This window comes from Enterobacter sp. C6, assembly GCF_008122455.1.
In the GTDB taxonomy this organism is placed as follows: Bacteria; Pseudomonadota; Gammaproteobacteria; order Enterobacterales; family Enterobacteriaceae; genus Enterobacter; species Enterobacter pseudoroggenkampii.
In genome coordinates, this window is the sequence record NZ_QPFW01000248.1 from 50,711 (window position 1) to 69,868 (window position 19,158).

Consider the following 19,158-nt stretch of genomic DNA (forward strand, 5'->3'; position numbering starts at 1 on the left):
CGTCAGCCAGATTTCCAATTGTGTAAAGTTGTGTCTTTCTGGTGACTTACGCCCGCCGGATGCTTGAAAATAACCGGAATACCCATACGATGTGGGTAATCGCATAGTGCGTTTTGTTAAACTGAGGTAAAAAGAAAATTATGATGCGAATCGCGCTCTTCCTGCTCACCAACCTGGCGGTCATGGTGGTTTTCGGGCTCGTGCTAAGCCTGACAGGAATTCAGTCGAGCAGCGTTCAGGGTCTGTTGATTATGGCGCTGCTGTTTGGTTTTGGTGGCTCGTTCATCTCCCTGCTGATGTCGAAGTGGATGGCACTGAAATCGGTGGGTGGTGAGGTTATTGAACAGCCGCGTAACGATATGGAACAGTGGCTGATGAATACGGTGGCTCAGCAATCCCGTCAGGCCGGCATCGCCATGCCGCAGGTGGCGATTTACCATGCCCCGGACATCAACGCGTTTGCCACGGGCGCCCGTCGCGATGCGTCACTGGTTGCCGTCAGCACCGGTCTGCTGCAGAACATGAGCCGTGACGAAGCTGAAGCGGTTATCGCCCACGAAATCAGCCATATCGCCAACGGTGACATGGTGACCATGACCCTGATTCAGGGTGTGGTGAACACCTTCGTGATCTTCATCTCCCGTATCCTGGCGCAGATTGCGGCTGGCTTTATGGGCGGCAACCGCGACGAAGGTGAAGAGAGCAACGGCAACCCGCTGATCTACTTCGCCGTGTCGATGGTTCTGGAACTGGTATTCGGTATTCTGGCCAGCATCATCACCATGTGGTTCTCTCGTCACCGTGAATTCCACGCGGATGCCGGCTCTGCGAAGCTGGTTGGTCGTGAGAAGATGATTGCCGCGCTGCAGCGTCTGAAAACCAGCTACGAGCCGCAGGAAGCGAACAGCATGATGGCCTTCTGCATTAACGGTAAATCCAAATCGCTGAGCGAGCTGTTTATGTCTCACCCGCCACTGGATAAACGTATTGAAGCGCTGCGCAGTGGGGAATACCTGAAGTAACGCCAGGAACCCTAATAAGCCGGGCAGGAGAACACTCTGCCCGGCTTTTTTTATGCCTGAACCCTGGGCTGTGTCACCCGCAGGCCGCTGACGACCGCCGCGAGGGAAGCAAGGGCACCTGCGGTGAGAAGCGCAATGTGGTTACCGTTTTGTCCGGCAAGGTTAAACATCAGGGCGACCAGTGCCGCACCGCTGCTTTGGCCCAGCAGACGCGCGGTCCCCAGCATACCGCTGGCTCCTCCGCTGCGATGACGCGGCGCGGAGGTGATAATGGTGTGGTTGTTAGGGGACTGGAACAGACCAAACCCCGCGCCGCACAGGATCATGCGCCAGATGATGTCCAGATCGGTTGGCGATGACGGTAGCAATGCCAGCGCGAAAAGGCCTGTCGCCATCACCGCCAGCCCCAAAGCACCCAATAAACCGGCATGGACGCGTTCAATTAAATAACCTGCCAGCGGTGCCATCACCATGGTCGCCAGCGGCCAGGGGGTGAGCAGCAGGCCGGTCTCCACCTCTGAACGTCCAACCACGCTTTGCAGAAAGAAGGGTAGGGAGACCAGTGCCAGCATCTGGGCGCAGAACGAGCAGACAGACGTGCAAATGGAGAGGGAAAAGAGGGGAATACGCAGCAGATCAACAGGCAGTAGAGGCACAGGGAGAGTGAGCTGGCGGCGAACAAAGAAGAAGCCGATCGCCAGCAGGGCGATAAGCTCCGCGCCGGTAAGCATCAGAGACTGTCCCTGCGCAAATCCGCTCAGCGCCGTAATCAACAGGCCAAAGGTCAGGGCATTCATCACCGCACTCGCCACATCGAAGCGCGGCATGGTGCTTTTGGGACCGTTAGCGGGAAGAAAGCGCAGGGCAAAGAAGATGGCGACAATACCCAGCGGCACGTTGATGGCGAACAGCCACTGCCATGACGCAACGGAAAGGATCGCCGCCGCAATCGTTGGCCCGGCGGCAGAAGAGACGGCGACAATAAACGAGTTTATCCCCATTCCTCGCCCCAGATGACGCTGCGGATAAATTAAGCGGATCAGCGCCGTGTTTACGCTCATGAGCGCCGCGCCGCCAAAACCCTGCGCAATGCGGGCAAGCGTCAGGGTATGCAGTGAATCTGAAAGAGCACAGAACAAAGACGTAAAGGTGAAAACCACCAGACCGCACTGATACACCCGACGGTAACCGAACATATCGCCCAGGAAAGAGAACGAGAGCAGGGAAACCACGATCGCAATCTGATAGGCGTTAACAATCCATATCGAACTGGCGGGAGAGGCGTGCAGGTCGCTGGCGATGGTTGGCAGGGCAACGTTTGCGATTGCGCCGTCAAGGACCGCCATTGATATACCGATAATGATGGTCGCTATCGCGCCATACCGCTGGGGTAAAGGCAGGCCATCGGAAAGGGTCTTTTCCATTAGGGTTAAAAAAGCTCAGCGTGAAATTATTCTCAGGGTAACTATTTTAGCATTGTTACAGCCGCGATATGTCGCAGATTTGTAACGAAGTAAACGGGGATTGATTGCAGGTGACATGACGGGAACTTATAATAAAAACCGGTTCTGATTTTTATAAAACACTCGCTATGAGGTGGTAAATGGCTATTGCGGATTTGGATAAACAGCCAGATTCTGTTTCTTCCGTGCTGAAGGTGTTTGGCATCTTACAGGCGCTGGGAGAGGAGCGTGAAATAGGTATTACAGAGTTGTCACAGCGCGTGATGATGTCAAAAAGCACCGTATATCGCTTTTTGCAGACCATGAAATCGCTGGGTTACGTTGCCCAGGAAGGCGAATCTGAAAAATACTCCCTGACGCTGAAGCTGTTTGAGCTGGGTGCCCGCGCGCTACAAAATGTTGACCTGATCCGCAGCGCCGATATTCAGATGCGTGAAATCTCTCGCCTCACTAAAGAGACCATCCATCTCGGCGCGCTGGATGAAGACAGCATTGTTTACATCCATAAAATCGACTCCATGTACAATCTGCGCATGTATTCGCGCATTGGTCGTCGCAACCCGCTCTACAGTACCGCCATTGGTAAAGTTCTGCTGGCGTGGCGCGATCGTGAGGAAGTGAAGCAGATCCTCGAAGGCGTGGAATACAAGCAAAGTACCTCACGAACCATTACCAGCACGGACGCGCTGCTAACGGTGCTCGATCGCGTACGCGAGCAGGGGTATGGCGAAGATAACGAGGAGCAGGAAGAGGGACTGCGCTGCATCGGCGTTCCGGTATTTGACCGTTTTGGCGTGGTGATCGCGGGCTTAAGTATCTCTTTCCCAACCTTACGTTTCTCCGAAGAGCGTCTGCATGAGTATGTGGCTATTCTCCACACTGCCGCACGTAAGATTTCTGAACAGATGGGGTATCACGACTACCCGTTCTAATCTCTGTTCACATAAAAAACGCCGCATCTGTTGCGGCGTTTTTTGTCGGTCATTTACCCGGCTGACTAGCCATTATCAATCACGACGGAAGTCTTACGCAGGACCGGACAGTGGGTTAAGCCAACAATCCCGCTGTCAGTATGCAGATATTGCGCAGTGCTCATTCCTTGTGCTGTTAAGTATTTACACTGAATGCCTAACCCGGCAGCATTTTCGGTGCTTCCCACAAGTACGCCATAACCCGTTAGCAGAAGGCCAATCCAGACAATGGCCAGTGCAATAATTGTTCGAATGATTAAGCGCATCATTACCTCTTTTATCGTTGTTATCATAATGCTAGCGTAAACGGTTTACGAAACGAAACAAGTGCAGGATTCTGAAAAAAGCGCGATGGCGGCATAGTTAGCCCTTGTTTAAGATAAGCGTGATAACCTCGTTACATCAGGTCATTAGACGGAGTGTGGAGTGAAAAAAATACGCTGGGTAATTCTGATTATCGTGCTGATAGCGTGCGTGGTGTTATGGACGCAGACGATCAATGTGATGTGCGATCAGGATGTACAGTTTTTTAGCGGCGTTTGCGCAATCAATAAATTTATTCCGTGGTAACACGCATTTTTTCTCAAGGTGATTTCCTTCCTTCGCGCCAGTGGTAAAATAGACGTTTTTATTGAGGTGGTGAAATGGGTGAGTTACTGAATTCAGGGCTGCTGAATATAGCATCCCTGATGATTTCTTTGGTTGTTCTGCTTGTCGGGCTGGTCATTTGGTTTTTCGTGAATCGCGCCAGTTCCCGTACTAACGAGCAGATTGAACTGCTGGAAGCGCTGCTCGATCAGCAAAAACGTCAGAATGCGCTGCTACGCCGTCTGTGTGAGGCTAACGAACCGGAAGAGAAAGACGCGCCGAAAGACGCAGTCGCTGAAGATAACAAAGACGAAGACGACTTTATCCGCCTGGTGGCTGAGCGTTAATTTTTTTGTCCTGGGAGGTGGCTGTGGTCTGGAAAAACCCCTGGTATGACCCCTCCCTGAAACATCACACCCCGAACGGTTTTCGTAATACCGATCCTGCTGGACATCAACCCGGCGACCTTGACCGCTGGCGTAAAGCGCGTAAAGAGGCCGGTTTACCGAAGCCGCCCGCGCTGGGTTATAAAGACTTTATCCAGCAGTGGTGGCAACCGGTTGAGCTTACGCAGACTCATGAAGATGGGGTGTGGTGGCTCGGACACGCGAGCGTGTTGCTGCGGCTGGACGGCAATATCATCCTTACCGACCCGGTGTTTTCACGGCGCGCTTCTCCGCTCCCTTTCCTGGGACCACAGCGCAAAACGCCTCCCGCGCTGTCAGTCGATCAGCTTCATCAGCTTGATGCGGTCGTCATTTCCCATAATCATTACGATCATCTTGATGACGCGACCATTCGCCGAATCCTCAAACGCTTTCCCGACGTCAGTATTTTTGTTCCGTTGGGCCTCGCCGACTGGTTTCGTCGCCGGGGAGCAAAACGCGTGGTCGAACTCGACTGGTGGCAGAGTTTCACCTGGCAGGGGATGACGCTGACCGCCGTACCGGCACAGCACTGGAGCATGCGCACGCCATGGAACCGCAATCGCTCATTGTGGTGCGGCTGGGTGATGGAAGGACGGCATCACCGTTTCTGGTTTAGCGGTGATACCGGTTATTCACCTGAGCTGCTGTTAATTCCTGAACGCCTGGGCCAGATAGATGCCGCCGCGTTACCGATTGGTGCCTATGCCCCACGATGGTTCATGGCTGTCCATCATATGGATCCGCAATCTGCGGTGGCATTGTGGCAGCAGCTGGGCTCACCTCTGGCGTTCCCTATTCACTGGGGCGTGTTTGAACTGGCAGATGAATCCTTAGATGAACCTGTGCAGGAGTTAACTCACGCACTCGATAATTTAGCACCAGTTAACCATTCTTTCAGGATACTGAAGATTGGTGAATATTTATCCTTATAAACGAAGCGATAAATTGTTGCATATATTGTTGATGTAAAGGCGCGCAGGAATGTTTTATTTTTATCGAAACGTTTTGCTTGCCTTCTTTTGATGCAGAGTCATAAAAATTTCATTATTTTGGTGCATAACGCTGTTTATTCGCTGGTGCATTTTAATACAGCTGGGCGCGGGTTATTAACACTGTTTTTTCTCTGAAACAATTTGGTCGCGTTACAATGATTTAAGCATAAGTTTTCACAAATTGTTCTAACTCAATCAAGACGTAAGATTTCTTTTCCTGTTTGCTGGACGGTTCGTAATGATTGAGCTATGTTAAAAAAGTCTTAGATTACAGCGGTTGTGAAAGCAACGCTGGGTCTTTGTTACGCAGCAGGGCTGTCTGGACGTGATGCGCATAATTGTGCAAAACCTGACAGGCACTGTTCGAATTTGTGCGGCGGATCGAGACATGTTTAAAAATGGCTTGCCATATTAAACATAGTGTGTGATAACACGTTTTGGGTCAAACGAGGTACAGTTCTGTTTATGTGTGGCATTTTCAGTAAAGAAGTCCTGAGTAAACACGTTGTCGTTGAATACCGCTTTTCTGCCGAACCTTATATTAGTGCCTCATGCAGTAATGTCTCAGTTTTATCTCAGTTAATGCCTGCGGGCCAAGAAAACACTCTAAGGAATTTTGCAAAATGGCAAAGATTAAAGGTCAAGTTAAGTGGTTCAACGAGTCTAAAGGTTTTGGTTTCATTACTCCTGCTGACGGCAGCAAAGACGTGTTCGTACACTTCTCTGCAATCCAGGGTAACGGCTTCAAAACTCTGGCTGAAGGCCAGAACGTTGAGTTCGAAATTCAGGACGGCCAGAAAGGCCCAGCTGCAGTTAACGTAACTGCTATCTGATCGAACCGCTGCTGACTGAAGCGCTTAGCACTTCACTCTCAGACATAAAGCCTCGCATAATGCGGGGCTTTTTTATGTCCTTAATCTTTCAAAATATTACCATTCACGGTCTTGTTAGTAACTTGTTGCAAAGCTGCGAGGTTAGTAGCACTGTTTCGCCTCCCTAAGCGCATCTTTTCCCGTTAAATCAGGGCGTTGTTTAACAGTCCTGGGGTTCAGGTGAAGAAGAAATTGATAATGACCGCTGGCAATTTCACGCCAGCGCGTTTTGCGCTGCTCTGTTTAGCTATTTTCTGTAGTCTGGCCTTTTTACTTGGCCGCGTAGCCTGGCTGCAAATCATCAAGCCTGACAATCTGGTGAAGCAGGAAGATATGCGCTCCCTCCGCCAGCTGGCGATTGATGCGCCGCGCGGCATGATAATGGATCGCGAAGGTCGTCCCCTGGCGGTGAGCGTGCCTGTACGGGCCGTTTGGGCCGATCCTAAAACGGTGCTGGCAAAAGGAGGCGTTGGCGTCGACGAACGCTGGCAGGCGTTGGCAAACGCGCTACATCTCTCCCTGGGCGCACTCTCGGCGCGAATCAACGCCAACCCGCAGGGCCGTTTTATTTATCTTGCCCGTCAGGTCGATCCGGCACAGGCAAAGTGGATAGATAAACTCAATCTGCCCGGCATCAATTTACGCGATGAATCCCGCCGTTTTTATCCTGCCGGCCATGTGGCAGCGAACCTGATTGGCTTCACCAATATTGACGGGCAGGGCATTGAGGGCGTGGAAAAAAGCTTCAACGCGCAGCTGACCGGCAAGGCGGGTGTGCGCCAGGTAAGGGAAGATCGCTATGGACGCGTGGTTGAAAACCTGACGGAAGTTGCGCCCGCGCCGGCGCATAACATCCAGTTAAGTATCGACGAGCGTCTGCAAACCATCACCGAGGATGCGCTCGATAATGCCGTGGCCTGGAACAAGGCCGAGTCTGGGGCCTCGGTGCTCATTAATATCCCCACAGGGGAAATACTCGCCATGGCGAGCTATCCGGATTTCAACCCCAATAACCGGGAAGGCGCAACGATAAACGATTTTCGCAACCGTGCGATCAGCGATACGTTCGAACCGGGTTCCACGGTCAAGCCGCTGGTGCTGATGACGGCCCTGCAGCAGGGGCTGGTGCAGCCGGACAGCGTCATTGACACGCATCCGTATACCCTCGACGGGCATCGTATCCGCGATGTGGGCTATTATCCTGAACTGACAATGACCGGGATCCTGCAAAAATCGAGCGACACCGGCGTGTCCCGACTGTCCCTGGCAATGCCTGTCCAGCATCTTATTGATACCTACCGAAATTTTGGATTCGGCACGAATACGGGGCTTGGCTTAACGGGTGAGAGCGCGGGGCTGTTGCCCCAGCGTAAATACTGGAGCCAGCTCGACCGCGCGACATTTGCCTTCGGCTACGGGCTGATGGTGACGCCGCTCCAGCTGGCGCACGTCTACGCCACGATTGGCGGCTTCGGGCTTGAGCGACCTCTCTCGATTACGCGTATCGATCCCCCTGTTATCGGGCAACGCGTCATGCCAGAAGAGATTGCGCACGAGGTGGAGCATATGATGGAGAGCGTTGCGCTGCCGGGCGGCGGAGGGGTTAAGGCCGCCGTTCGTGATTACCGGGTGGCGGTGAAAACCGGTACGGCGAAGAAAATTGACGATAGCGGGAAGTATGTCGATAAATACGTCGCCTACACCGCAGGGGTTGCACCTGCCAGCAATCCGCGTTTTGCCCTGGTGGTGGTGATTAACGATCCGCAAAATGGTGCCTACTACGGCGGGGCCGTCTCCGCCCCTGTCTTCAGTGAGATTATGGGCAACGTGCTGCGTCTGGAAAATGTGAAACCTGACGGGTTACCGGCAGGGTCCGATCACCTTATCGTTATGCGTTAACCGGGCGTTTATAACCAGGGCGAATAGCGGTACACTTCGCCCTTTGATTATGCTCCGGAGTCACCATGTCCTTCAGCTGTCCCCTTTGCCACGCCCCCCTGACGCACTCAGATAAAAGTTATACTTGTCCGCAGGGGCATCAGTTTGATAGGGCAAAAGAAGGCTACGTGAATCTTCTGCCGGTGCAGCATAAACGCTCCCGCGATCCAGGCGACAGTGCAGAGATGATGCAGGCGCGACGCGCATTTCTTGATGCCGGGCACTATCTGCCGCTGCGGGAGACCGTCGCGCAGATGCTGGATGACATTCTGCCGGATTCAGCCACCGCCATGCTCGATATCGGCTGTGGGGAAGGATACTACACCGCACGGTTTGCGGAGGTTGCTCGTGAGAAGGGCGCACAGACGTTCGGTCTGGACGTGTCGAAAGTGGCGATTCGCGCAGCTGCAAAGCGTTACGCGGACGTGACGTTCTGCGTGGCGTCCAGCCACCGGCTGCCGTTTGACGATGCCAGCATGGACGCGGTTATTCGCATTTACGCGCCCTGCAAGGCGGAAGAGCTGGCTCGCGTGGTAAAACCGGGCGGATGGGTAGTCACCGTGACGCCGGGCCCGCGTCATCTGATGGAGCTGAAAGGGCTGATCTACGACGAAGTGCGTCTGCATGCCCCGCATTCTGAGCAGCTGGCCGGTTTTACCCTGAAGCAAGCGGAATCGGTGGCGTACGAAATGACGCTGAAAGGGGAAGAGGCCGTCGCGTTATTGCAGATGACGCCGTTCGCGTGGCGGGCAAAACCGGAAGTATGGGAAGCGTTAGCGGCACACTCAACATTTGGCTGCCAGACGGACTTCAGTATCCACCTCTGGCAGCGCGAAGATTAACCGGCGAAGTGTGCCCAGAGGATTTGGGCACCAATGCCAATCAACACAATCCCCCCCAGGATCTCAGCGCGTTTACCCAGCAGCGGGCCGATAAACCGTCCGACCATCATGCCCAGCGTGGACATAATCAGGGTTGCGCAGCCGATGGCCAGCGCGGTGGCAATGATATTGACCTGCAGGAATGCCAGACCGACACCGACGGCCATCGCATCAAGGCTGGTGGCAATGGCCGTGGTGACCAGCAGCCAGAACCCGTGGCGGTGCTGAGGCTCCTCGTCTTCTTCATCGCTGCCGCGAAAACCTTCAATCACCATTCGGCCACCGAGAAATACCAGCAGGACGAACGCAATCCAGTGGTTCCACTCCAGCACGAACTGGCTGGCGAGCATGCCAAGACCCCAGCCGATAAGCGGCGTCAGCGTTTCGATAGCGCCAAAAATCAGACCGGTACGCAGGGCTTCTGAGAACTTAGGTTTGTGGAGCGTGGCGCCTTTTCCGATGGAAGCAGCGAATGCGTCCATGGACATGCCAAAAGCGAGAAGGATCGTAGCGGAGATATTCATAACAGCGTCCAGACCGGGGATATCCATATGACACATCACTGCCCCCAGTAAACAGCAGTTGATGTATCTATGGTCTCGCCTGATCGCGCTGCACATAAGATGTGCTGTCAGCGATCCGTACGTGCCACGTTTTTCAACGAGTATGTTGACACGTACATTTCCTGCGAACAGGAAATCGGCTACTCCCCAACGACGGGCGCAACCTTAACATATTTTGAGAATATAAAACAACATTGAAGAGGCATTATTTAAAACACTTGTTGATAACGATTTTCATTTGTCTTTAAGCGTGAAAATATCGTTAACAAATAGAGATAAAATTAACGAAGGAGATATAGCTTTGGCTATATTTCTTGCGCAAGATAAACGCAATATATAGCCATTGCTATATATCTAACTCATTGAGTTTTAACGATTAACTTGTATATCTTTTCCAGGTCGTCAATATTCTTCACCCGAATAAGCAGGCGGCGTTGTTCTAATTGCATCACCAGCACGCCGTCTTCGGATAAATTCATCTCTTTAATACGGTTATATTCTATCCACACATTGGCGAAGAAAAATCCGTGGGATTTAAAAATGATTTTCGGCGTGCGGATCCAGAACAGATAAATCGCCATTAATGCCAGCGCACATAATAACCATGTGGTTAATAATGCACCATGGCTGGTAACGTTATTGTAAATAAGAATGGCGATGAGACCCACGAAGATAAAGGCATCCACGCGCCCGCGTCGCAAAAGGGGAAGGGAGAGCAGCGTCTCGCCGTGACGGCGGGGCATGATGAACTCGTCATAGATCGCGTAAGCCAGAAGGGCAACAATAAATAAAACCAGTACGATGTCCGTGACAGTCATTCATCCTCCAGATAAAAAAAACCGGGGGCAAGCCCCCGGCCTATAGCATTGAAACTTACAGACCCAGCAGGCCGACAGCGTAGCCCGCGATACCGATGACGAAGAAGCCAACGATAATCCACAGCGGGTTCACTTTCTTACGCAGCAGCCACATGCAGGCGAAGGTCAACAGCAGCGGCACCAGGCCCGGCATCAGCTGGTCCAGAATCGTCTGCACGGTGGTGACGCGGGTCTGACCATCCTGTCCGGTGATGGTCGATACCACCAGCGGGATGTTCACGTGCGTCCACTTGTTAACCAGCGCGCCCATGACAAACAGGCCAAGGATTGACGCCCCCTCAGTCAGTTTCTGCAGGAAGCCGCCGCCCATGTCCTTAACGATGTCCACCCCTTTACGGTAGCCGTAGGCCACACCGTAGTAACGGGTCAGCAGACGCACGGCGTTGAACAGGATGAAGAACAGCAGCGGGCCAAGCAGGCTGCCGCTCATCGCGATACCGGCACCCAGTGCCGCGAAGACCGGACGCACGGTACCCCAGAAGATAGGGTCACCGACACCGGCCAGCGGACCCATCAGACCGACTTTGATACCGTTGATTGCACCATCGTCAATCTCTGCGCCGTTTGCACGCTGTTCTTCCATTGCCAGCGTTACGCCCAGTACGGGAGCCGCAACGTAAGGATGGGTGTTAAAGAATTCCAGGTGACGCTTGATGGCCTGACGGCGCGCTTCGTTGTTTTCCGGGTACAGGCGTTTGATCGCCGGTACCATGGAGAAGCAGAAGCCCAGCGCCTGCATACGTTCGAAGTTCCATGAACCCTGAAACAGGTTAGAACGGATGAACACGCCACGAATATCACCCGGAGTGAGTTTTTTCTCGGTGGTAGTTTTTGTCATATCAACCATTTCGCTCACCTGTTAGTCCAGTTCGTTATCGAGATCGTTGTTACCAGCAGCCTGCGCTGGGGCACCCGCGACGCGGTTATATTTCGGGCTGAGCTGGATGTAGAGAATCGCCATCACCGCACCAATCACGCCCAGTGCAACCAGATTGAAGTTGGTGAAGGCTGCAGTCACGAAGCCGAGGTAGAAGAACGGCATCAGGTAGCCTGCGCGCATCATGTTGATGACCATCGCATAACCAACAACCACGATCATACCGCCCGCGATGTTCAGGCCGCCGGTGACCACTTCAGGAATGGCGTTCAGCATGCTCTGGACTTCACTGGTACCGACAGAGATCGCCACGATAACCGCCGGGATTGCGATACGCATCGCCTGCAGGAACAGGGATGAAACGTGGATCCACGACAGGGCCGTGAGGTTGCCGTTGTCGGCCGCCTTATCCGCCGCGTGCTGGAAGGCAACGGTGATAGTACGAACGATGATGGTCAGAACCTGGCCTGCGGCTGCCAGCGGGATCGCCAGGGCGATACCGGCACCAATACTCTGGTGACCGGCAATAACCAGAACGGTCGAAATGATAGAGGCCAGCGCGGCATCGGGCGCAACCGCCGCGCCGATGTTCATCCAGCCCAGGGCGATCATTTCCAGGGTACCACCGATGATGATACCGGTTTTCATGTCACCCAGAACGGCCCCAATCAGCGTACAGGCCACCAGAGGACGGTGGAACTGAAATTCATCAAGTACGGATTCCATACCCGCAATACATGCGACCACGAACACCAGCACAATCTGAAGAGTGGTAATCTCCATTGCACTTCTCCTATTACGTAAACTTTATATGAGAACCGGCGCGGGCTTATTTCCCAACTTTGCCGATCAAATCCATCATTTTCAGTTTTTGATCCGTGGAAACCTTACGGGCTTCCAGCTCAATACCGCGCGCATTCAGCTTGTTGAATGCCTCGATATCTTTCGCATCGACTGAAATGGCGTTGTTGACCTGCGTTTTGCCCTGACGGAATGCCATACCACCAATGTTCACGGAGGTGATTTTCACGCCGCCTTCAACAATGCGCTCAACGTCTGTCGGGTTAGTGAACAGGAGCATCACGCGTTCGCCCGCGTATTTCGGGTTGTTGTAAACGCGGATCATCTTGGCGACATCCACGACGTGCGCGGTAACGCCAGGAGGAGCAACCTGAGTCAGAAGGGTTTTACGAACGGAATCGGCGGCCACTTCGTCGCTGACCACGATAATGCGTCGAACGTTGGTCTCTTTGGTCCAGCGCGTGGCGACCTGGCCGTGGATTAAACGGTCATCAATACGCGCAAGGCCGATAACCATGTAATCGTTCGGGCCCATCGGTTTTGCCGGTGCTACCGCTTTCGGTGCCGCTGCAGGCGCAGGGGCAGGTTTTTCAACCGGCTGCGCTTTCAGGGCCTTAACCCCTTCGCGACCAGTTTCAACGGCCAGTGCCACCAGCTCATCGAACGCCGGATTGTCGTCGCGCGCCATGAAGGTTTCCACCAGCATGGGAATGTTGACCCCGGCGACAACTTCATAGTGCTCTTTATCGACGACAATGCGGCTGGCAGCATTGAACGGGCTGCCGCCCCATGTATCAACGAGAAACAGCACGCCTTTGCTGGTATCCAGCTTCTCGAGTTGAGCGTTGTACTTCTCAATCAGCGTCTCGGCGTTTTCACCGGGAACGAAATCGATCCAGCCGACGTTTTCCTGCTCGCCCAACAGCATCTCTGCCGTTTTGAGTAGCTGCTCAGCAGCCCAACCATGTGTGCCTATGACAATAGCAATGGTCACTTGCTACCTCCTTTTATTATCATTAATACGCCTGCCAGGCAGTCGTACTGAGAATCGTATTGGCGAACCGAATCGATTCAGATAAGGGTTAGAGTTCAAAAAACTAAGACTTCCGCGAATTATTTTAGATAGTGAAAAAATAATTTATGTGATGAAGATCCGTAATTTAGCCACGCGTTACAGATTTATCTGTAGCGTAAAGCGGCTGTGTTACAGAACTTTGCAAAGGAACGTAAATCTTTGCTAAAAACACAGTGTCTCTGATATGTTTAGCCTCCGTTTAATTGTTCAGGAGTATAGGGCTACAGCCCACTATATGGACCGTCACCGACGTCAGTCATCTACCAGGCCATTTCGCGCCTTATTCACCGGCGATCCTCGCCACGTATCGACTCTGTTTACCTCTGTTTTGCCCACATTGAGTGGGGCACCGTTTCGTCATTCCTTTAGCAGGAGCTTGTCATGGAATTCTTAATGGACCCGTCAATCTGGGTGGGATTGCTCACGCTGGTGGTGCTGGAGATTGTTCTCGGCATTGATAACCTGGTGTTTATCGCCATCCTTGCGGACAAACTGCCGCCAAAACAGCGTGATAAAGCGCGTCTGATTGGTCTCTCGCTGGCGCTGGTCATGCGACTGGGGCTGCTCTCCGTCATCTCCTGGATGGTCACACTGACCAAACCGCTGTTCTCCGTCATGGATTACACCTTCTCCGGGCGTGATTTAATCATGCTGATCGGGGGGATATTCCTGCTCTTCAAAGCGACGACAGAGCTTCACGAGCGGCTGGAAAACCGTCAGCACGATGATGGGCACGGTAAAGGCTATGCCAGCTTCTGGGTGGTGGTACTGCAGATCGTGGTGCTTGATGCGGTCTTCTCGCTGGATGCGGTGATCACTGCGGTCGGCATGGTCAACCATCTGCCGGTAATGATGGCGGCTGTCGTTATTGCAATGGCGGTTATGCTGCTGGCCTCGAAGCCGCTGACGCGCTTCGTCAACCAGCATCCGACGGTGGTCGTGCTGTGTCTGAGCTTCCTGCTGATGATTGGCCTGAGCCTGGTGGCGGAAGGTTTTGGCTTCCATATTCCGAAAGGCTACCTGTACGCCGCGATTGGCTTCTCGATCCTGATCGAGCTGTTCAACCAGATTGCGCGTCGTAACTTTATTAAGCAGCAGTCGAATCAGCCGCTGCGTGCCCGTACCGCAGATGCCATTCTGCGCCTGATGGGCGGTCGTCGTCAGGTGAACGTTCAGTCTGATTCCGAAAACCATAATCCGGTTCCGGTCCCGGAAGGGGCGTTTGTGGAACAGGAACGCTACATGATTAACGGCGTGCTCTCCCTGGCCTCCCGTTCGCTGCGCGGCATCATGACGCCGCGCGGGGAAATCAGCTGGGTCGATGCTAATCTGAGCGTGGATGAAATTCGCCAGCAGCTGCTCTCTTCACCGCACAGCCTGTTCCCGGTGTGTCGTGGTGAGCTGGATGAGATCATCGGCGTCGTGCGGGCGAAAGAGATGCTGGTGGCCCTGGAAGAGGGCGTCAACGTGGAAGCCGTTGCTGCGGCGTCGCCTGCGATTGTCGTGCCGGAAACGCTGGATCCGATCAACCTGCTCGGGGTGCTGCGCCGTGCTCGCGGTAGCTTTGTTATTGTCACCAACGAGTTTGGCGTGGTGCAGGGGCTGGTGACGCCGCTGGACGTGCTGGAAGCGATCGCCGGTGAATTCCCGGATGAAGACGAAACGCCGGAAATTGTTGCCGATGGCGAAGGCTGGCTGGTTAAAGGTACCACCGACCTGCACGCGCTCTCGCATACGCTGGGGCTGGAAAACGTGGTCAACGATGAAGAAGACATCGCGACCGTTGCCGGTCTGGTTATCGCCGTAAACGGCCAGATCCCGCGTGTTGGCGATGTGATAGAACTGCCGCCGCTGCATATTACCATTGTCGAAGCCAACGACTATCGCGTTGATATGGTCCGTATTGTTAAAGAACAATCTGCCCACGACGAAGATGAGTAAGTCTGCTTAACGCAGCGGCATTAAGGGTACGATGTGCCCGTTATGACGCGCTGGCGGGGGAGCACTTCCCGCCAGCCAGTCTGGAAAGTCCCGTAGCGGCATCGGCCGCGCATAGAAAAAGCCCTGCAGGACTGGAACGCCATGACGGCGTAAATAGCGCGCCTGCTCTTCCGTTTCGACCCCTTCCGCAACCAGCTCGATATTCAGCCGCTGGCCCAGCGCAATGATCATGTCCGTCACGGTTGAATTCACGGCATCCGTACCAATGGCGGTGGTAAAGGACTGGTCGATTTTCAGTACGTCCGGGTGCAGCTTCTCAAGCCAGGAGAGAGAGCTGTTTCCGGTGCCAAAATCGTCGATGGCGAGCTTCACCCCTTTGTGATGCAGTTCGCGCACGATGCGATAATCCGCATCCAGCAGCGCATCCCGTTCCGTGAGTTCTATCACCAGCTGCTGGCGCGGAAAGGCGCTGAACCAGAGACGGTTCAGGTCCTGTATCAACACCGCGTGACGGAAATGGCTGGCGGCAACGTTAATGCCGATGTGAAAACTGGCGCTGGAAGGGAAGTAGCCTATCTGGCGCACCGTTTCGGCGATGACATAGCGGGTCAGGGGGACAATCTGGTTATGTTCTTCTGCCAGAGGAATAAACACCTCCGGGGTGATCCAACCCTGACGGGGGTTGTTCCAGCGCAGCAGGATCTCCACGCCAGTACACGCCTGGGTGCGGGCATTCACCAGCGGCTGGCAGAAAAGCTCAAATTCCCGCCCCGCAATGCCCATATCAATCTCCCACGTAAAGCTCATCCGGTTTGCCGTCGCCAGCCAGGCGAGATAGCCCAGCAACAGGCTCAGCATAAGCCCCAGCGGCAGCTGGGCTGGCAGGCTTTTTAAGGCTAATGCTCCAGGACCTGGCCCGCTGACCGTAATGATGAAAGGATTTCGGGTTGATGACTGCTGGAAAAGAGAGTCTTCATCATCAAACGTCAGGCTGTCGCTGACGCGTTGACCATAGCGCAGAAAGCGATCGCCCACGGTCAGCGCCACGTCATTGATAAGCGGGCGCTGGGGCTCGAGGATCATTTTGGCGATCAGATCGATATTGATGATCTCGATGACGCCTGCTTCACCGTCCTGAGAAACGGGATACCACTGAATCAATATCGGGCTTTCCTTAAGCAACCACTGGTCGGTGGATAAAATCAGCTTCGTCGTGCTGGCGGGGAGTTCTTTCAGAAAGTCACGAACGGGCACATCGCGGCTCCCGAAAATACTCGAGCAGTACAGGATACCGTCTTTAATCAGGGCGATAGAGCGTACCGTCTGCAAAATGGCGGCCTGCTTTCGCAGCGCCAGCTGCGCCTGGGGACAGGGCTGTCCCACCAGGGGCTGCAGCACGCTGCGGCGGTTCTCCAGAGAAAGGAGTATGTTATCAAGGGCGCGGACGGTGTGGCTGGTAAAATCGAGGATCCGCTGTTGGTTAACATTGCGCTGCGAAATAAAGCGAATGCCTAACGTCAGGATGAGTGTGAGGAGCGCAACCGTGACACAGACGATAACGCGTTTTCGGCGATAGTTTTTAATGATCGTTTGTGCAGTTTGCATGAACGGTCGCCTGATAAGCCACCAGCCACAAAAGCCGGACGCAACAGTGAAAGTGTAGTGGGGAAAACAGCGGGAGACGAGGAAGAAGAGGGAAATTCGCCCATCCGTTGCAGATGGGCGAAAGGCAGTATTAGTCGCACTGCACCTTAATGGCCAGGCCACCACGGGACGTCTCGCGGTATTTCGCGTTCATGTCTTTGCCGGTTTCGTACATGGTTTCAATCACCTTATCCAGCGATACGCGAGGTTCGCTGGTACGGCGCATCGCCATACGTGAGGCGTTGATGGCTTTCACCGAGGCAATCGCGTTACGCTCGATGCACGGCACCTGCACCTGGCCCGCGACCGGGTCACAGGTCAGACCGAGGTTATGTTCCATACCGATTTCAGCCGCCACGCAGACCTGCTCAGGGCTTGCGCCCAGCAGCTCTGCCAGACCCGCCGCCGCCATGGAACAGGCCACGCCGACTTCACCCTGACAGCCCACTTCCGCACCGGAGATGGAGGCGTTCATCTTGTACAGCGCGCCGATGGCACCTGCCGCCAGGAAATAGCGAATATAGATGTCCGGCGTCACGGGCTCAATAAAGTGGTCGTAATACGCCAGCACCGCAGGAACAATGCCGCACGCGCCGTTGGTTGGCGCCGTCACGACGCGGCCACCGGCGGCGTTCTCTTCGTTAACGGCCAGGGCAAACATGTTTACCCAGTCAACCACGTTCATCGGGTCGTTGGAAAACTTGTCCGTGGTCACCAGCATACGGCGCAGGGCGGAGGCACGACGCGGTACGCGCAGTGGACCCGGCAGAACGCCTTCGGTGTTCATCCCGCGATCGATACAGGCGCGCATGGTTTGCCAGACGTTCGCAAAATAGTCTTCAATCTCTTTTTTGCTGTACAGGGCCAGTTCGTTCTGCATCACCATACCGGACAGTGAAAGACCGGTCTCTTTGCAGTAGCCCAGCATCTCGGTAGCCGATTTGAACGGGTACGGTACGTTGACGTCGCCGACGCTGTCTTTGCCAAAATGCTCTTCATCCACGATGAAGCCACCGCCGATGGAGTAGTACGTCTTGCTGTAGATCTCTTTTTCACCGCTCCAGGCGTGAATGGTCATGCCGTTTTCATGCAGCGGCAGGTTGTCGCTACGGAAACGCATGCCGTCATCCTGCGGAAAATCGACTTCCTGCTGGCCGTTTGCCAGCAGCAGGCGACCGCGTGTTTCCACGTCGCGGATAAATGCCGGGATGGCATCAATATCAACGGTATCCGGCATGTTGCCTGCCAGACCCATAATAATGGCGATATCGGTGTGGTGGCCTTTACCCGTTAATGACAGCGAGCCGTAAACATCCACGGCGACACGGGTAACGCTTTCCAGTAATCCTTTTTCGACCAGATCATCGACGAACTGTTTACCGGCCTTCATCGGGCCAACAGTATGGGAAGACGAAGGGCCAATTCCCACTTTGAACATGTCGAATATACTAATCACTTTCACACTCCTGACAGGGTTACCGGGGTTCCAGTAACGATGTTATAACTGCGCATAGTGTAAGAGGGAACACCGACCTCGGCTTAACTATTCACATGAATTAAACTAATGGTTAACGATGGGTTTTGCTAATAGCGCGACGCAGATCGCAAACCTGGCAGAAGAGGGCGGAATGTAAAGTATAGTCAAGGCTTCAGGCCGATTTGCAACGCCAGCTCACGAATAATGCCCGCCGTCATGCCCCAGACAAAATAATGCTGATACCAGGACAACCAGACCCGATGGTCATGCCCGCGACGCTGAATATCCAGCGGGTGGTAACGACTCAGGCGGAGGGCCTCCTCCAGCGGCATTTCAAACACCGCAGAGACTTCATCGACGCTGGCGTGATACTGCAGGCCTGGCGGGATAATGCCCACCACCGGCGTGACCTGAAAACCGGTGACGCTGTCGACGGGCGGCAGCACGCCGATGACCTCAACGGCCTCCGGCGGAATGGCCACCTCTTCCTGCGCTTCGCGCAGCGCGGCGGCAATCAGCGAGGCGTCGGAGCTGTCTACCGCGCCCCCCGGAAAAGCGACCTGACCCGCGTGCTTGCGTAAATGGGCGGAACGCTGGGTGAGCAGCAGGCCCGGCTGCGCGCGACGCACGACCGGGATCAGCACGGCCGCCTGACGTTGATTCAGCGCTTCGCGGTTAACCTGCGGTCGTAATAGCTGAAAACGCGATAAAAAGTCATCCAGCGTCAGGTTCTCTTTTTCCACCCGT

20 protein-coding genes, 1 pseudogene and 1 riboswitch are annotated in these 19,158 nt (G+C 54.2%); of the genes and pseudogenes, 11 read left to right on the top strand and 10 right to left on the bottom strand.

Annotated features, from left to right (window positions below):
• The first annotated feature begins 140 nt into the window (after positions 1 to 140).
• Positions 141 to 1,022 (top strand): protease HtpX, encoded by an 882-nt coding sequence (htpX, locus tag DOU50_RS20775; RefSeq protein ID WP_014884290.1) that lies wholly within the window; start codon positions 141 to 143, stop codon positions 1,020 to 1,022.
• Positions 1,023 to 1,072: 50 nt separating this feature from the next.
• Here htpX and DOU50_RS20780 read toward each other — a convergent pair whose 3' ends face one another.
• Entirely contained in the window at positions 1,073 to 2,446 is a 1,374-nt protein-coding gene (locus DOU50_RS20780) for an MFS transporter (RefSeq protein ID WP_024909721.1), read from the bottom strand.
• Between the two features lie 179 nt (positions 2,447 to 2,625).
• Here DOU50_RS20780 and kdgR point away from each other — a divergent pair, with 179 nt between their 5' ends.
• Positions 2,626 to 3,417, top strand: coding sequence for a DNA-binding transcriptional regulator KdgR (gene kdgR / locus DOU50_RS20785; RefSeq protein WP_023312208.1), 792 nt, complete (start codon positions 2,626 to 2,628; stop codon positions 3,415 to 3,417).
• Between the two features lie 65 nt (positions 3,418 to 3,482).
• On the opposite strand, the gene DOU50_RS20790 is transcribed toward kdgR, so the two are convergent.
• Positions 3,483 to 3,722, bottom strand: a complete 240-nt coding sequence (locus tag DOU50_RS20790; protein WP_090419798.1) for a YobH family protein — start codon at positions 3,720 to 3,722, stop codon at positions 3,483 to 3,485.
• A gap of 160 nt (positions 3,723 to 3,882) precedes the next feature.
• On the opposite strand from DOU50_RS20790, the gene mgrB reads away from it, so the two are divergent.
• The 7 genes and pseudogenes from mgrB to rlmA all read left to right on the top strand — a co-directional run bounded on the left by mgrB (position 3,883) and on the right by rlmA (position 9,116).
• A complete protein-coding gene (gene mgrB, locus DOU50_RS20795) occupies positions 3,883 to 4,026 on the top strand; it encodes a PhoP/PhoQ regulator MgrB (protein WP_006175995.1) in 144 nt (47 codons plus the stop codon).
• A 74-nt stretch (positions 4,027 to 4,100) separates the two neighbouring features.
• Positions 4,101 to 4,391, top strand: a complete 291-nt coding sequence (locus tag DOU50_RS20800; RefSeq protein WP_024909723.1) for a YebO family protein — start codon at positions 4,101 to 4,103, stop codon at positions 4,389 to 4,391.
• A 23-nt stretch (positions 4,392 to 4,414) separates the two neighbouring features.
• Positions 4,415 to 5,404 carry an MBL fold metallo-hydrolase gene (locus DOU50_RS20805; protein ID WP_148770117.1) on the top strand — a complete coding sequence of 330 codons (990 nt, stop codon included), beginning with the start codon at positions 4,415 to 4,417 and terminating at the stop codon, positions 5,402 to 5,404.
• A gap of 525 nt (positions 5,405 to 5,929) precedes the next feature.
• Positions 5,930 to 6,074, top strand: a pseudogene (locus DOU50_RS20810) (DUF2627 domain-containing protein).
• Positions 6,075 to 6,087: 13 nt separating this feature from the next.
• The gene (gene cspE / locus DOU50_RS20815) at positions 6,088 to 6,297 is read left to right on the top strand and encodes a transcription antiterminator/RNA stability regulator CspE (RefSeq protein ID WP_001062678.1); all 210 of its coding nucleotides are present in this window, start codon (positions 6,088 to 6,090) and stop codon (positions 6,295 to 6,297) included.
• A 237-nt stretch (positions 6,298 to 6,534) separates the two neighbouring features.
• Positions 6,535 to 8,235, top strand: coding sequence for a peptidoglycan glycosyltransferase FtsI (gene ftsI, locus DOU50_RS20820; protein WP_090419808.1), 1,701 nt, complete (start codon positions 6,535 to 6,537; stop codon positions 8,233 to 8,235).
• A 65-nt stretch (positions 8,236 to 8,300) separates the two neighbouring features.
• Positions 8,301 to 9,116, top strand: coding sequence for a 23S rRNA (guanine(745)-N(1))-methyltransferase (gene rlmA / locus DOU50_RS20825; RefSeq protein WP_048992199.1), 816 nt, complete (start codon positions 8,301 to 8,303; stop codon positions 9,114 to 9,116).
• Here the strand turns inward: rlmA and mntP are convergent.
• From mntP to manX, 5 genes are all read right to left on the bottom strand, one after another.
• Complete coding sequence (mntP, locus tag DOU50_RS20830) at positions 9,113 to 9,679, bottom strand: manganese efflux pump MntP (RefSeq protein ID WP_048992281.1); 567 nt, start codon at positions 9,677 to 9,679, stop codon at positions 9,113 to 9,115. The genes rlmA and mntP overlap by 4 nt on opposite strands.
• Positions 9,680 to 9,689: 10 nt before the next feature.
• A riboswitch (yybP-ykoY riboswitch) is annotated at positions 9,690 to 9,879 on the bottom strand.
• 198 nt (positions 9,880 to 10,077) lie between these two features.
• Positions 10,078 to 10,536, bottom strand: a complete 459-nt coding sequence (locus DOU50_RS20835; protein ID WP_148770119.1) for a DUF986 family protein — start codon at positions 10,534 to 10,536, stop codon at positions 10,078 to 10,080.
• A gap of 55 nt (positions 10,537 to 10,591) precedes the next feature.
• On the bottom strand, positions 10,592 to 11,443 hold the full coding sequence (locus DOU50_RS20840; protein WP_006810994.1) for a PTS mannose transporter subunit IID: 852 nt from the start codon (positions 11,441 to 11,443) through the stop codon (positions 10,592 to 10,594).
• A 12-nt stretch (positions 11,444 to 11,455) separates the two neighbouring features.
• The gene (gene manY / locus DOU50_RS20845) at positions 11,456 to 12,256 is read right to left on the bottom strand and encodes a PTS mannose transporter subunit IIC (protein WP_024909729.1); all 801 of its coding nucleotides are present in this window, start codon (positions 12,254 to 12,256) and stop codon (positions 11,456 to 11,458) included.
• 46 nt (positions 12,257 to 12,302) lie between these two features.
• Positions 12,303 to 13,268, bottom strand: coding sequence for a PTS mannose transporter subunit IIAB (gene manX / locus DOU50_RS20850; RefSeq protein ID WP_148770121.1), 966 nt, complete (start codon positions 13,266 to 13,268; stop codon positions 12,303 to 12,305).
• 316 nt (positions 13,269 to 13,584) lie between these two features.
• Between manX and DOU50_RS24025 the strand changes: the two genes are divergently transcribed.
• Positions 13,585 to 13,743 carry a protein YoaL gene (locus DOU50_RS24025; protein WP_370883520.1) on the top strand — a complete coding sequence of 53 codons (159 nt, stop codon included), beginning with the start codon at positions 13,585 to 13,587 and terminating at the stop codon, positions 13,741 to 13,743.
• Positions 13,731 to 15,290, top strand: a complete 1,560-nt coding sequence (yoaE, locus tag DOU50_RS20855; RefSeq protein ID WP_008500492.1) for a CNNM family cation transport protein YoaE — start codon at positions 13,731 to 13,733, stop codon at positions 15,288 to 15,290. Before DOU50_RS24025 ends, yoaE begins: the two co-directional genes overlap by 13 nt.
• Positions 15,291 to 15,296: 6 nt before the next feature.
• Here the strand turns inward: yoaE and DOU50_RS20860 are convergent, their stop codons facing one another.
• The 3 genes from DOU50_RS20860 to DOU50_RS20875 form a co-directional block, all read right to left on the bottom strand.
• Positions 15,297 to 16,895 (bottom strand): cyclic diguanylate phosphodiesterase, encoded by a 1,599-nt coding sequence (locus tag DOU50_RS20860; RefSeq protein WP_148770123.1) that lies wholly within the window; start codon positions 16,893 to 16,895, stop codon positions 15,297 to 15,299.
• A 130-nt stretch (positions 16,896 to 17,025) separates the two neighbouring features.
• Complete coding sequence (gene sdaA / locus DOU50_RS20870) at positions 17,026 to 18,390, bottom strand: L-serine ammonia-lyase (protein WP_148770127.1); 1,365 nt, start codon at positions 18,388 to 18,390, stop codon at positions 17,026 to 17,028.
• Between the two features lie 185 nt (positions 18,391 to 18,575).
• Entirely contained in the window at positions 18,576 to 19,154 is a 579-nt protein-coding gene (locus DOU50_RS20875) for a CoA pyrophosphatase (RefSeq protein ID WP_048029449.1), read from the bottom strand.
• Between the last annotated feature and the right edge of the window lie 4 nt (positions 19,155 to 19,158).